This is a genomic window from Rhodoligotrophos sp. CJ14, assembly GCF_038811545.1.
Lineage (GTDB): Bacteria > Pseudomonadota > Alphaproteobacteria > Rhizobiales > Im1 > Rhodoligotrophos > Rhodoligotrophos ferricapiens.
In genome coordinates, this window is sequence record NZ_CP133319.1 from 3,524,694 (window position 1) to 3,538,063 (window position 13,370).

Sequence of the window (13,370 nt, forward strand, 5' to 3'; positions counted from 1 at the left end):
CCCGGTCGCGGACCGCGGCGAGAGTTTACAGGACATAGGGAGCTTCTATGGGGAGCAACGAGACAGGGCAGGGATCTCTCGGATCGTTTGCGCGCGAGGGCTTGGGCGCAAAAGCTTTAAACTGCGTACCGGCGAGGCCGCAGCCCGGCGAAAAGGTTGCGCTGATCCAGTCAGGCTGTGATGTCAGTATCGGTTCCGTTTTGTTCACCCGTCGAGCCGAGGGCAACCATCGCCGCGCGGAAAAGGTGAATGAACTGCGCGTGATCCCGCTTGGAGAAGATGTGTCCTTGCGGGAGGTGGTCTTGAAGATCTATGCCAAGCATCGAACGTGTAGTGACGAAGATGCCCAGCCTGGTGAGAAGTTGCGAATAGAGATCGCTTACACCCCCGCACAGGCATCCTCTTACTCGTTTTCTTCCATGGGAAAAATGCCGGAATATCTTGAAGATGCCTCCTGGTTCTCGGTTGATCAATATTGGTCTTGCTGAAGCCGAAGCGTTAGGTGGATGTACCGGGTGAGCGCGGCCCGTATTTGAAAGAGAGATCATAATGACCAAAGTGGATTGTAGCGCCGCGCCTGTCTCGCCCTTGGCGAAGAACATCCAGCGGCTGGAATGCGCGCCTGATTGCAAGTTCGATTATGGAACGGTAGCTGTGCTGGTCAGGTCGGAAGAATGGGTGATTCAGCCCGGACCGCGAACTGTGAAACGCGAATTCCCGCCCTTTCCGGAGGTGACAATCTCGCCCCTCAGTGAAGAACGACCCCTGGATAGGGCCATCGCGGCAACCCGGGAACAGTTTCCGCGCTGTGACTGCGGAAAGGCTTCCTTCGCCGAACACCATGTCACGATTGCGTTTACGGCCAAAGCGGTTAAGCCGTTTCGCATCGGTCAGACGGCCGAGCTCCCCTCCGAGATAGATCAGAATCCCTGGTACCTCGTGGACAGCTATTGGGCCTGTTGAGCTTACATCCGACAGTTCCACCTTTGCTCATGAAACGCAACTGAGAGGGGGGCCGTGTCCTACAAGAAGGAAAAGCTTACATTCACGCCCGCCTTGCGGGCCGACGAGTATGCTGGCGTCACCACCGGCACTGTCGCGCTCTTCGTCAAAGGGCCTGGCATGAAGATCACGCTCAGTGCGAAGCCTAGGCTTGAACGGGTGAGCGACATGCAAAAGCTCAAGCTATACCAGTTGAGCAGTGCTCAGTCATTTCGTCAGATCCATGATGAGATCAGCCAGAAATATCCACGCTGCACCGAAGACGACTCCAGCCAGAAGCAGGCTTCGGCGGTCAAAATAGTCTATACGACAGAAAGCAAGCCTCCCATTTTGGTCGACAATTTCAACAAAATTCCTCCTGCGGTTGATGAAGGCGACTGGGTTCTGGTTGACCATTACTGGTCCTGCGGATGAGCCGGTGTCGTCAGCCCCGCCCGGATGCGGAAACAAAAAAAGCGCAGATTCCAGAGGAATCTGCGCTCAATTGCCGTATGCCCTGAGGCCGTGGCGCGGTTTTGCCGTTTAGGCCAGCGCGCCCGCATTGGCCGGCGCGGCAAGGGCAGCCTGCGCCTCATTGCGCACGGCCTTCTGCACCTTCTCGAAGGCACGCACCTCGATCTGCCGGATCCGTTCCCGCGAGACGCCGAATTCCCGTGAGAGGTCTTCCAGCGTCAGCGGCTCATCCGCAAGGCGGCGCGCCTCGAGGATCCGCCGCTCGCGGTCGTTCAGCTTCTCCATGGCGCGGGTCAGCAGGCCATGTCGGACACTCATCTCTTCCATATCGGCGAGCTTGGTTTCCTGGTTGGCCTCTTCATCGACCAGCCAATCCTGCCATTCGCCTTCGGATTCCGCCCGCAGGGGTGCGTTCAGTGACGCATCGCCCGAAAGGCGCCGGTTCATCGAAATCACGTCCTCCTCAGGCACGCCGAGGCGGGTTGCGATCTCGCTGACCTGATCCGGGTTGAGATCACCCTCTTCCAGCGCCTGAATTTGGCCCTTCACCTTGCGCAGGTTGAAGAACAGCTTCTTCTGGCTGGCCGTGGTGCCCATTTTCACAAGGCTCCACGAACGCAGGATGAACTCTTGTATCGAGGCACGAATCCACCACATAGCATATGTCGCGAGTCGAAAGCCCTTGTCGGGATCGAAACGCTTCACAGCTTGCATAAGGCCGACATTGCCTTCCGACACGATTTCGGATACCGGCAGGCCGTAGCCGCGATAGCCCATGGCGATTTTCGCCACGAGGCGCAAATGGCTGGTCACGAGCTTGTGAGCTGCCTCGCTGTCGCCGTTCTCGCGCCAGCGCTTGGCGAGCATGAACTCCTGCTCGGGTTGCAGCATCGGGAACTTGCGGATCTCTTGAAGATACCGCGCCAGTCCGCCGTCGCCTGTGATGGTCGGAACCATAATCTTGCTCATTCAGTCCCCCTTTCCGAGGGGCGGCCGTCAAGGCCGTTTGTCCTCTGCTCTCTGTCCATCGCGCGAAATCCTAGGTGGCCGGTGTGGCCTTCCCAAGGCATTTCACTGTTGGCTTACGACTGTTAATACGCAAACCGACGCCGATTGGATCAGTTCCGGTCTTGAAAATTCAGAGAATCGACCAATCGGCTGATATCATCGGGCAAGAAGCTTTCAAAAGTCATATGCTCTCCGGTGACCGGATGATTAAAGCCAAGCCGTTCGGCGTGGAGCGCCTGTCGCTTCAAAGCCGTCAGTGACATACGCGCTGTCTGCGGCAGCTTTGCGGCGCGCGTTGCAAACCCGCGACCATATGTGTCGTCTCCCAGAATGGGATGACCTATATGCGCCATATGCACGCGAATTTGATGAGTCCTCCCGGTCTCGAGCCGGCAGCGCACACAACTGACGAGGCCTTCCGGTGTCGAGGCCAGGACCTCGTAATGGGTGATGGCATCCCGCCCGCCCTGGCGCATCACGCCGATTTTCTGACGATTGCTGGTCATGCGCCCGAGCTGCGTGGTGATCGTTCCCCGACGCCGGTCAGGCGTTCCCCACACCAGCGCGAGATAAGAGCGTTCCAGCCGTCCATCACGGCCATGCGCGGCAAATTGCTCGGAAAGCGAAAGATGGGCGCGATCGGTCTTCGCCACCACCAGGAGCCCGCTTGTGTCCTTGTCGAGCCTGTGCACGATTCCAGGCCGCCGGACGCCCCCTATGCCTGAGAGACTGTCCCCGCAATGAGCGATCAGGGCATTGACCAAGGTTCCCGTCCAATTTCCCGCGGCCGGATGCACCACGAGCCCAGCCGGCTTGTCGATCACAATCACCTGATCATCTTCATAGACGACCTTCAGCGGTATGGTCTCGGGTTCCGGCTCAGCCGATTGCGGCGGAGGGAGCACGACCACGATCTTCTCGCCGGGTTTGACCGGATAGCGCGCCTCGCCTATCTTGCAGCCATCGGCGGTGACCCTCCCGTCTTCGATGAGGGCCTTGCAGCGTGACCGGCTGATATCGTCGAAATGTCGGGCAAGCAGTTTGTCTAGCCGTTCCCCCCGTTCGGACACGGCGACTGTGAGCTCACGGATCTCCTGGATGTCATCGATCATGTCAGCTCGGCCGTCGTCTCCCGCGTCTTCTCAGCGTCCATCACCATCACCAATCTCGACTGATTCCCTGCCCGAAGCGGATATCCGCAAGATAAGGATCTTGAAGGCGATTTGCATCGGCCTTGGCTTGCTCATCGTGGCGGCGCTCGCGACCATCATCATCGCCATGATTTATCGAGGTGCGGGTGGGGGTAAGAAGGAGCAATCCGCCCAGGCTGTGACGTCGATCTTGCCGCAGCCCGCGCCGGCCGCGAGCGCGCCAGGGCAGGAAAGTGATGCCGCACCCTCCGCCGCCATTCAGCCGCTCATCGATGTGGCTGTGCCTCGGGGCTCGGTGATACGGCAGATCGAAATGGCCGGCAATCGGGTAGCGCTCGTCACCACTCCCGATAACCCCTCCGCAGGCGGCTTGGGGCAGGTAATCGTGATCGATCTTGAAAGCGGCAAAGTGCTTGCTCGCCTGCGGCTGCGGGCGGGGGAGGCGTCCTTGGTTGGGGAATAGCGGCTTTGGACGGGCTTTCCACTTGCCATTCCCTATCGGACCGGGCTATAGGATCCTCGCGCAGCGCGGCCTCTAGAGAGCCGGTGCCTGCTCCCATCGTCTAGCGGTCTAGGACGTCGCCCTCTCACGGCGAAAACAGGGGTTCGAGTCCCCTTGGGAGCGCCAAAGTTTAGCAAAAGCTGATAGCTCGGCCGCATTTTTCTCCCCTCAGTGGTTCTGCTTCCTTCCGCTCGTTCACCTCACAAATCGGAACCATCCCCTTTTCTCTCGCGTTTTTTGCCTAGTTGGGAAGAAATTTACAATCTCTTAGGCATGATCGAGAGCGGAATCCAAAGACAAAATAGCAAATCTGAGCAGCCTCGCCAGGATATAAACGAGCTTATAAGGGCGATCGAGGCGCTCTCCAGCGCAACCAATCTTGAAGATGTTGCACAACTCGTTCCAAACACCGCTCGGAGCTTGCTTAAGGCGGATGGAGCCGCGCTGATACTCAGGCAAAGCAATGACTGCATCTATGTAGAGGAGGATGCAGTCCGCCCTTTTTGGAAGGGTCGATGCATCGCCCTGACCGAGTGCGCCGCCGGCTGGACGATACTCCACAAGCAGAACTTGGTCGTACCCGACCTCGGCCGCGACGACCGACCTTTGCTGAAGGCATATCGTCGGACGCCGATTGCTGGAACCGTCATCGTTCCGGTCCACGCGTCGGACCCGGTCGGCGCCATTGAGGTATATTGGCTAAGGTCTTACCAGGCCTCCTCCCAAGAGATCAGCACGCTGCAAACTCTGGCACACGCCACCGCCAGCGCGATCGAGCATATCAGGCTTGTGGATGCGCTCTCCCGGGCGCTGACGGACGCTGAACTTGCGCGCGACGAGCTGAGGCACCGCGTGAAGAACGCCTATGCTGCGGTTCAGGCCTTGGCGCAGCTCAGCCTACCGCCCGAACATGCGCACGCCCTATCTGTTCGCCTGATGGCTCTCGCCCGCGCCCATCAGCTGCTCGATCACGAGCTCGCCCATCGGGCAACGGTGGATATTCGAGAGCTCGTCTCGACGGAGCTTGAGCCCTATGGGCCGGAAATCACCAACCGGATCCAGGTTGACGGCGCCGCGCTTCACATTGATGGTCCTCGCGCGGTAGCCCTCGGCCTTGTTCTGAACGAATTGGCGACCAACGCCTTGAAACATGGTGCCCTGTCGAAATCCGAGGGCCGCCTCATGGTATATTGGTGGGTGGAGAATGGATGGCTCTCGCTGAGCTGGGTCGAACGCGACGGCCCGGAGGTTAAAGCAGCCGCAATCGAGAACTTTGGCTCGCGGCTGTTACGCCGGATTGTCGAGCAGCAGCTCCGCGGCCAGCTCGAGCGGCGCTTCGAGGCCAGCGGGGTCGAATGCCGGATATCCATCCCCTTCTAAGTCTACCTCCGCTTCACCCGCAATGCTTGTACGGTTGGGGAACGGCAGAAGACGGCACCTTGAGCAAGTCAAGGTGCCGCCAATAGGGAGGAATTATCCACTCCGGCGGAAGTTCGTGCCGGTATCGGTGTCCGCTGTCTGGCCAGCCGTCGTTGCTTTTCCCATGCCCGTGCTTTGCGTACCGGACACCATGCTCTGGCTTTGGACCCGCAGGTTATTATTGACGTTCGTCACGCCGGAGACCCGCTCCACACAATCTTCTGCGCGCCGTTTTGCCTCGCGACTGTCCACCGTGCCGGAAAGCGTCACCTCCCGGTTCGAGACGGTCACGTCGATTTCCGACGCATCTACCCACGGGTCATCGGATAGGCGGTCGCAAACGTCTTCGCGGATCCGGTCATCCGATCGCGCATAGCCCTTGGGACCGCGTCCGCGATGGGCTCCTTGCATCTCATCCATGTGACGGCGTCGTTCGGCCTGTTCATCACCGAACCATGAGGAGACTTCGTCGGACGCCCGGTCCCAGAAGCCCCGTTCCTTGCCGCGGCCGTACTCGCCCGAGCCGGAATGCTCCCCACGGCCATATCCCCCATGGCCATATCCGCCATACGCCCCGCCATAGCCCCGACCATAGCCGCTTGAGCCGTAACCGCTCGAGCCATAGCCACGGCCATATCCGCTGCTTTCACCGAAACCGCCTTCGCCATATTCCCCGCCGAACCGGCCGCGGGAGCCTTCGCTGCTGCGGCCGTATCCCGAAGCGCCACGGTAGTCCCCGCTCGAGCCATAGCTGCGACTAAGACCCTCAGGCCTATAGCCACCTTCTTCATAGCCGCGCCAATGCCGTTCGCGGCCATACTCGCCCATGTGGGTCCCGCCATAATCGGGAGAACGAGCTTCGCGGCCATATTCACCGAAGCCGCCTTCGTTCTGCCAGCGATCACGGTCCTCGTTGCGGTATCTATACCGCTCTTGCTCATCCCTACGCCGATCATAATCTGCCATGGGAGGATTCCTCTAATCTGCATTGAAAGAGCACCACCGTTCTGCGGTGGTTTAGAGCGCAACGCCTAGGCTGATCGCACGTTCCGGAATGGGCACGCCGGGTTTGGGGTGGTGATCGTCTATGACGGCTGAGATGTTCTCAGGTGTAGCGGATCGTGCCGCCTAGTCCCCAGGAGGGCAGGGCTTGGGGAGGGTACGGAATGGCTCTGTTCGAAAACGCTAGCCTGCCCGCTGGCCTTTGTCGCCGGCCGGCTCCAGCTGAATGAGCGGGCTCGCCGTCACACCGGCTGCCTCTTCCTCCACAATGAGCTCTTGCTCTTGGGAGTAGTAACGCGCGCTATGCTTATTGGCGAATGTGCTATTGGGGAAAAACCTGATCGCATGCTTGGCGAGAAAATCAACCGCCTCTTCCATCGTCCTGAAATCACTCTGGGCGAAGATCCCATCCGAGCCGTCTCCCAGCGTAGCCCGAAAGCCAGTCTCCCAGGAGGTCGCTATCCTCCAATTGATTTCGCTGGTGTAGAGATCACTCAGAATGCTTATGGGATCGTTCGTCACGGCGCCATTTCCTGGCCGGTAAGGCTATCGCCGATCAGCCCCGGCGGCGGCTGGCGAGCGGGACCGGTGCAGATCCCACCGCCTCTGTTCAATCATCCGTCGCAATCTTGGTTCCGATGCCGGAAAAAATTCCGATGGTCCGCACTGCTTGTCTAGCGCCCAGCTCACTGCCGTTTGCGTGCCTGTTTGATGGCCCATTCCGCCAGCAGATAAAGCGCGATGCCACAGCAGAACGCGAGAAACTCGTACAGCATGTCACCTCCATTGGTCCTTCTGTGACATGCATGAACCATGCCGACTTTCGCAGGCGATGCGGTGCCGGGTGTTTCTCGGGCCAGCTGCTCGATATTGCCGAATTTATGGCCAGACCCACATGACGATGAGCGGCGACATCAGAACCACCCACAGCACCAGTGCAACGAGGAGCCAGATACCGGGTGTGGCCGCCAGCCTGATCAGGAGCCTACGCATGGCGTGCTTCTGCCCATTCTCCGCTCCACAGAGGTGGGCAACGAGCCAAATCCCCACCACTCATCAAATGTCTGGGCGGCTCACCTCGTGCCTGCACCATTCCATGCCATCCCTGCTTCGCACCCGGTTATTGATCATCCGAGGCTGAGTTTGTGCTCTTCCATAAAGCCAGCCAGGAATTGAGGAGAGCTGAAGACGGGCCTGGTGCGAAACGATGCGACATGTGAAACGCCGCCCCTTCAGCACACAGCCTCTTTCTGTGGGACAATGGGCGGCCCGCTGCGCTTGCCCAAAAAAAGTCCCTGAGGTCAGGGAGAACCGCTCGCCCCAAGATGGTCGCTGCCTTTGTATCAAAATTTTGGAGTTGGATGTGAGCACACTCGAGCGGTTTCGAGCCATTGAGAAGTGGATCCCGGATTGCCTGAAGAAAACGCAAACGCGCAGGAACTTGCAGCTGATGCGCTATTCTGTGAAAACCGACATCGCTCGGGGCAGGCGCGAGTTTACGAGGCTGGCAAGTTCGCTTCTCGCGGCCGGGTTCCTCTTGCTCTGTGGACCTATGGCAGGCGCAGCGGAGAAGGACGACGCCTTGGCAGCCAAGCTCGCCGAGATTGAAGCGCGCCTTGGTGGACGGTTGGGCGCGGCGATTGTCGACACCGAGACGGGAAGAGAATGGCGCCATCGCGCCGACGAGCGCTTTCCAATGGCGAGCACATTCAAGGCCTTTGCCTGCGCCGCCGTTCTGGCGCGCGTGGACGCAGGCAAAGAGGACCTGAACAGATCCGTGCATTTCCATAAGAACGAGCTCGTCACCTATTCTCCGATTACGGAGAACCATGCCGATGGTAAGGGCATGACCTTGTTCGAGCTCTGCGACGCCGCCACGTCCATGAGCGACAACACAGCCGCCAATCTGGTGCTCGATAGCCTCGGCGGTCCCGCCGGATTGACCAAATTCATGCGTTCGATCGAGGACAAGGTCACGAGACTGGATCGCAAGGAGCCTGAGCTCAACGAGGCAACTCCGGGAGATCCCCGTGATACGACCACCCCGAACGCCATCGTGACGAGCCTCCGAAAGCTGGTCCTCGAGGATGCGCTTTCCACGACATCGCGTGAGCAGCTTACGGGTTGGCTCATCGCGAACAAGGTCGGTGGACCGCTCCTTCGCGCCGGACTGCCTGAGAGCTGGAAGATCGCAGACAGGACCGGCGCGGGCGCGCATGGCTCGCGCGGGATCGTGGCTGTTATCTGGCCTCCCGCGCGAAAGCCTGTCATTGCGGCCATCTATGTCACCGAGACCAAACGATCCATGGATGAACGCAATGCGGCCTTTGCGGAGATAGGGCGCGCCTTGGCGGCTACCCTCTCAGATAACTGAGCACCGCCGCTCGACATCAATAACCAGTCGGGCGCGTTTGGGACGGCTCAAACGCGCCATCTCGATTTAATGATGACCGTGGCCAAGCAAGCCTTCACTGGCCGATGGAATCCGGTGATCGGGGCTCTCCCCGATATACTCGTGGGTCATCCTTTTCCACCAGTCGCTTCGCGTTTCAGCCAAGATTGCCTGGTCAAGCGGTTCGCGCAGCGCACTGCCGGTGGGCAGCGCGATGCCGTAGTTCTGTTTGTCGAAGACCGGGTCCAGAAGGTCGAGCGTTGTCCGGAAGCTCCGGTTGATCTGCCAGGCAAGGAGGGGGCGATCATAGACGAACGCGTCCACCTGCCGCTCATTGACTGCGCGAAGCCCCTCCTCGAGAGTGGCGAATGTCTCGAACTCAATGCGCTGGCCATGCAGAAAATCTGCGGCCTCGGAACTGGCGACCGTGCCCACCCGCACCGAATGGAGGTCCCCGATGCCGTGTATAGTGCCACGCAGTTGAGACGTGGTCAGAGCGGAGGCAATCAGAGCTGTGAAGGTCGAGACGACGATCACCGAGGTGAGTATCCACAACATCGCTAGTAGCTCTCCGGCGATCGTCGTCGGGGCCTTATGATGCGAATGTCCTATGGCCGTCATGGCCGACCACAGCAGGCTGGAGATGAAGCCGGTCGCGCCTTCACCGAAATGTTGGTTCTTGCGGCGCTCGATCAGCCATAGGACTGTGCCGACCATGACCATGGCGCCAATCAGTCCCAGCACTCCCATGATGAGATTGCCCGAGACAATGCCCTGGATGATATGCGTCCAGCTGAAATGCCCCTTTGGAACAGCGATGCTGAGGCCGGTCTCGTAGAAGGGCTGGGAGAAGTCGAGGTGTTTCTCTCGGTCGGCCGTAATGGTGAGGGCACCGACAGCCGCATCCAGTGATCCATCAGCGGTACCCTTTAGAAGATCCGCGAGGGTTTTCTCTTGAAAGTCATAGCGCCACCCGAGTTGCTCGGCGATGCGGCGCCACAAGTCGATGCTGATGCCTTCCCATTCGCCGCTGGCAGTCTTCATGGCGAAGGGCGGCGCTTCCTTGGTGCCTACGACAAGCACTTTGTCGGGCCGGCCTGCGTCGTCAACGCTCTGAGATGAGGCCGGGCTAGGCAGTATGGAGCAAAGCAGGATGAGGGTGATGGCGAAACGGCGTGCCGATAGCAACACGGAGCTTTCCTCTGTTCCCCACGGCCTGAATTTTGGACGCGTCGTAGGCGCCGAGTCGCGGCGGAGCGGCGCTTGGTGAAAGAGCCGCTCCTGAGCCTTTGGTCGAAAGCCGAGGCGTTCGGCTTCGGCACACAAGCCGTTATGAGTTGGCCGTCGGCGCGGTGGTTGATGAGACATCGCCATCTGCAGGAATGTGTTCGATTTCGACCTGCTGACGGCGGACTTTGTCGTGTACGGTTTCGACGTGATCGCTACCGGTGAGCTTCAGTGAGACTTCCTCGACAATCCGAGCCGTCTTGTTCACCAGCGCATGCTCGGCCGTCTCGACCACCTCGATCGTGCTGTCTGCCCAATCGACATCGGCCACATAGGATGGATCGGTGATTGCCTTCCGGATGACGTCCGCATGCTCTTCATGCAGCGTGACGTTCGCGGTAACTGGGCGCTCTGTGACGAAACGGCGAACGCGGGTCTTTCCCGTTTCGACCTTCTCCTTGCCCACGTTTAATTGTTCTTCCGCCAGGCGCAGCACGTCATCATGCGCATCGGCAAGCTTTGGCGTCACCGCGACCTTCTGGTCAGCGGGAAGCGGAGTTGCCGCTAATGCTTTAGCGATCGTGTCCACATGGGCGGGCTTGGCAATGCCGTTCGTTTTCGCCCGATCATGAACATCGATGGGGTGATGCAAGTCGAGAATGCCGGCAGCATGAGCGACCTCGTTGTCGATCACGCGTAAGGACAGAACAACCCCGCCTTGATCGAGAGCCTGGCTGTAAACCGCCGCCTCATGTTCGAAGATGCCGTCACCGAACAGTTTTTGCCAAACAGCAGGATCAGTGAGCTTGTTTTTGCCGTTGCTTGACAGTCTGCCTTTGTCGAACAAGCTGATATCGGCTTCCGCGAAACCCGCAGCTTGTAGCGCCTTCATCACGCGATTTGCCTGCTTCGGACTATCAAATACCGCAACCATGGTTTGGTAAGACATCTAAGTATTCCTCGCAATAGATTGAAATGAAAGCTTGTCAGCCGGAGCTATTCATCCGGTGTGGGGGTGCTCGGAGTTCGCGAGATTACGGCTTCTTGTCGGCGCAAAGTGACAGCCTCTCGGTATTTTTCTGTGCTATGTATGCGGCGAATATGAATCTCCTCCCGCAAGACAAGACGCCGCTGAAGAACCAGGATCTCCTCCACAACCGGGACGATGGTGACATTGCCGTCCTGGCGAACCTCTGGCATTGCATCGATCGTCTGGTTCACTGGAATACGCTCAATCTCGACGCGGTCGCGCGAGAGGTCTTCTTCGACGACTTCCTGATGGGTGCGCGTAACTGTGCCAACATGGACCCGGCCAGTTTCGACCTTCTCCTTTGTGACGGAGAGTTCCTCAGCGTGGAGCGGGATTAGGGTTTCGCTGATCTTTTCAGGTATCGAGTCGGATGGAGTGGCCCCATCAGAGTCCGCTTCCGTATCGCGCTTGCTAGTGGCTTTGTTGGTCTTGGCAATCATGGGGAGAGACCGTTACTTGGGTGAAAGATAGCGCACGCGTGCTCGCGCCGGCCCACCGGAGCCGTCCTGCGATCGAGCGACCCCGACCACCGCGGCAGAAATATCTGTTCTGGTTGAATGGTTCAGCACATAGTCTCCTCCGAAATTAAAATGAGAGACTCTGTGGTCATGCTCGTTTTTGGAAGATAAATTTCATCATGTTTTCTCGCTTGATCTTGGAAGCTTCTCCAGAGATCCAGCTAAGCGAAAATCTCACATTGGTAAATCCCGGCCAATGGCGATGAGCAATGCCTATCTATCTTGGCGAAACAGTATCTATTGGAAATTCTACCTCTGGTTGTGAAAACAATCAAGCCTAGATTGCGGTGTGTCCCTTGACAGAAGGTAAAGAATTCTCCCCCTTTCGAGCGAAATGGATGCGGCCCGCGTGAAGAACATTCCGCGAGCCAAGCGCTTGGACGCATGCGCCAAAAAAAGAGGCGCGAGCATGCCTCGCGCCTCTTTCTTCGCCCTCGTTCTCAGAGCATGATCGGTCCTGGGTCGTAAATGCCTTGCGCCCTGTGCTTGGAACCGATCTTGCTTCGAATGGGGATTGAGAGCGGGATGGAGCATCCCGCTCCGGCCGGTGATGCGGCCTGACGTTACTTCGCCGCGGCAGCAGCCTGCTGAACCCAGCCGTCGAACTCGGCCTGGTTCTTGCTGATCCACTCGTCCGCGATTTTCTTCATGTCGGCATTGGTCTTCGCACCTTTGCCGAGTGCACCTTCCCACTCGCTCCAGGTCTCGAGCGGCCACTTGGCGAGCTCGACGAACTTCTTCACCGCCGGATTTTCGGCAGCGAACTCCTTATTGGCGAGCGTACGCCAATTCCACGGGCCGACGGCCATGCGGCAGGGATTCTGGCCGCCTGCGCAGCCGACGACGTCCTTCACCTCATGCGTCTTGGGCTTGCTCACGCCTTCTGGCAGGGCGTCATACGGGATCGGCACCCACACCACATCCTCGCCGGGCTTGAGCGTATAGACGATCCAGGACGGGCTCCATGTGTAAAGCAGAATAGGCTCGCCGCGATCGACCCGCGCAAACACCTCTGCCACGAGTGGCTCGTACTTGGCGCGAACCGACTCGACGGTATCCGAAAGCCCGAACTCCTTGATCTGGAAGTCGACCACGTCACCGCATTTCCAGGCCGGATCGCAATTGTTGAGATTGGCCTTGCCGTCACCATCCGTATCGAACAGCGCAGCGAGCTTCGGATCCTTGAGCTGCTCGATATTGGTGATGTTATTGGCTTCGGCCGTCTTCTTGTCGATGACATAGCCGTTGATGCCGCCGCCAATGATCGTGCCCTCATTGAGCAGCTCGACCTGATCGGCGATTTGCTCGATGGCGGGCTGAGCCTGTGGCCAGTTGATGTCGCCGGTCATGTCCAGGTCGCCCTGCGAGATCGCCTGCAGGATCGCCGACATGTTCATCGTGGACAGCTGAACGTCGTAGCCCAGCTTTTCGAGGCCGGCGATCAGGATCTGGTCCTGGACATAGTTGGCGCCGAGACTGTCGGACGAAACGTAGCGAACAGTCTTGCCTTCACCGGGCAGCTCCTGAGCGAAGCTCGGCAGTCCTCCTGCGAGCAGCCCGACCGCAAGAGCTGCCGCGCCTGCAAGTCTCGGCCAATGTCTGTCATTCAACGTCATATGCTCTCCCCTTTACATGAGACGATCTGGTTTCCGGTGGTGCGACCTGC

14 protein-coding genes and 1 tRNA gene are annotated in these 13,370 nt (G+C 59.0%); 7 read left to right on the forward strand and 8 right to left on the reverse strand.

The window, feature by feature from the left end:
- Positions 1 to 47 precede the first annotated feature (47 nt).
- The 3 genes from RCF49_RS16450 to RCF49_RS16460 all read left to right on the forward strand — a co-directional run bounded on the left by RCF49_RS16450 (position 48) and on the right by RCF49_RS16460 (position 1,416).
- Positions 48 to 488, forward strand: a complete 441-nt coding sequence (locus RCF49_RS16450; RefSeq protein ID WP_342640874.1) for a hypothetical protein — start codon at positions 48 to 50, stop codon at positions 486 to 488.
- Positions 489 to 549: 61 nt separating this feature from the next.
- Positions 550 to 963 carry a hypothetical protein gene (locus RCF49_RS16455; RefSeq protein ID WP_342640875.1) on the forward strand — a complete coding sequence of 138 codons (414 nt, stop codon included), beginning with the start codon at positions 550 to 552 and terminating at the stop codon, positions 961 to 963.
- A 54-nt stretch (positions 964 to 1,017) separates the two neighbouring features.
- Positions 1,018 to 1,416 (forward strand): hypothetical protein, encoded by a 399-nt coding sequence (locus RCF49_RS16460; protein ID WP_342640876.1) that lies wholly within the window; start codon positions 1,018 to 1,020, stop codon positions 1,414 to 1,416.
- Positions 1,417 to 1,524: 108 nt separating this feature from the next.
- Here the strand turns inward: RCF49_RS16460 and rpoH are convergent, their stop codons facing one another.
- Both rpoH and RCF49_RS16470 read right to left on the reverse strand, forming a co-directional pair.
- Entirely contained in the window at positions 1,525 to 2,424 is a 900-nt protein-coding gene (rpoH, locus tag RCF49_RS16465; RefSeq protein WP_342640877.1) for an RNA polymerase sigma factor RpoH, read from the reverse strand.
- A gap of 149 nt (positions 2,425 to 2,573) precedes the next feature.
- Entirely contained in the window at positions 2,574 to 3,575 is a 1,002-nt protein-coding gene (locus RCF49_RS16470; protein WP_342640878.1) for an RluA family pseudouridine synthase, read from the reverse strand.
- Positions 3,576 to 3,675: 100 nt separating this feature from the next.
- Here RCF49_RS16470 and RCF49_RS16475 point away from each other — a divergent pair, with 100 nt between their 5' ends.
- The 3 genes from RCF49_RS16475 (at position 3,676) to RCF49_RS16485 (ending at position 5,496) form a co-directional block, all read left to right on the forward strand.
- The gene (locus RCF49_RS16475) at positions 3,676 to 4,077 is read left to right on the forward strand and encodes a hypothetical protein (RefSeq protein ID WP_342640879.1); all 402 of its coding nucleotides are present in this window, start codon (positions 3,676 to 3,678) and stop codon (positions 4,075 to 4,077) included.
- Positions 4,078 to 4,166: 89 nt separating this feature from the next.
- A tRNA-Glu gene (locus RCF49_RS16480) sits at positions 4,167 to 4,242 on the forward strand.
- Between the two features lie 147 nt (positions 4,243 to 4,389).
- Positions 4,390 to 5,496: an HWE histidine kinase domain-containing protein gene (locus RCF49_RS16485; protein WP_342640880.1), complete on the forward strand. Its 1,107-nt coding sequence runs from the start codon at positions 4,390 to 4,392 to the stop codon at positions 5,494 to 5,496.
- 93 nt (positions 5,497 to 5,589) lie between these two features.
- On the opposite strand, the gene RCF49_RS16490 is transcribed toward RCF49_RS16485, so the two are convergent.
- Positions 5,590 to 6,501 carry a BON domain-containing protein gene (locus tag RCF49_RS16490; protein WP_342640881.1) on the reverse strand — a complete coding sequence of 304 codons (912 nt, stop codon included), beginning with the start codon at positions 6,499 to 6,501 and terminating at the stop codon, positions 5,590 to 5,592.
- A 219-nt stretch (positions 6,502 to 6,720) separates the two neighbouring features.
- Positions 6,721 to 7,059, reverse strand: a complete 339-nt coding sequence (locus RCF49_RS16495) for a hypothetical protein (RefSeq protein WP_342640882.1) — start codon at positions 7,057 to 7,059, stop codon at positions 6,721 to 6,723.
- A gap of 1,030 nt (positions 7,060 to 8,089) precedes the next feature.
- On the opposite strand from RCF49_RS16495, the gene bla reads away from it, so the two are divergent.
- On the forward strand, positions 8,090 to 8,911 hold the full coding sequence (bla, locus tag RCF49_RS16500; RefSeq protein WP_432807410.1) for a class A beta-lactamase: 822 nt from the start codon (positions 8,090 to 8,092) through the stop codon (positions 8,909 to 8,911).
- Positions 8,912 to 8,977: 66 nt separating this feature from the next.
- On the opposite strand, the gene RCF49_RS16505 is transcribed toward bla, so the two are convergent.
- The 4 genes from RCF49_RS16505 to proX all read right to left on the reverse strand — a co-directional run bounded on the left by RCF49_RS16505 (position 8,978) and on the right by proX (position 13,320).
- Positions 8,978 to 10,120, reverse strand: a complete 1,143-nt coding sequence (locus tag RCF49_RS16505) for a transporter substrate-binding domain-containing protein (RefSeq protein WP_342640884.1) — start codon at positions 10,118 to 10,120, stop codon at positions 8,978 to 8,980.
- Positions 10,121 to 10,259: 139 nt separating this feature from the next.
- Positions 10,260 to 11,105 (reverse strand): YsnF/AvaK domain-containing protein, encoded by an 846-nt coding sequence (locus RCF49_RS16510; RefSeq protein WP_342640885.1) that lies wholly within the window; start codon positions 11,103 to 11,105, stop codon positions 10,260 to 10,262.
- 47 nt (positions 11,106 to 11,152) lie between these two features.
- Positions 11,153 to 11,626 (reverse strand): YsnF/AvaK domain-containing protein, encoded by a 474-nt coding sequence (locus RCF49_RS16515; RefSeq protein ID WP_342640886.1) that lies wholly within the window; start codon positions 11,624 to 11,626, stop codon positions 11,153 to 11,155.
- Between the two features lie 641 nt (positions 11,627 to 12,267).
- On the reverse strand, positions 12,268 to 13,320 hold the full coding sequence (gene proX, locus RCF49_RS16520; RefSeq protein WP_342640887.1) for a glycine betaine/L-proline ABC transporter substrate-binding protein ProX: 1,053 nt from the start codon (positions 13,318 to 13,320) through the stop codon (positions 12,268 to 12,270).
- Positions 13,321 to 13,370: the final 50 nt, after the last annotated feature.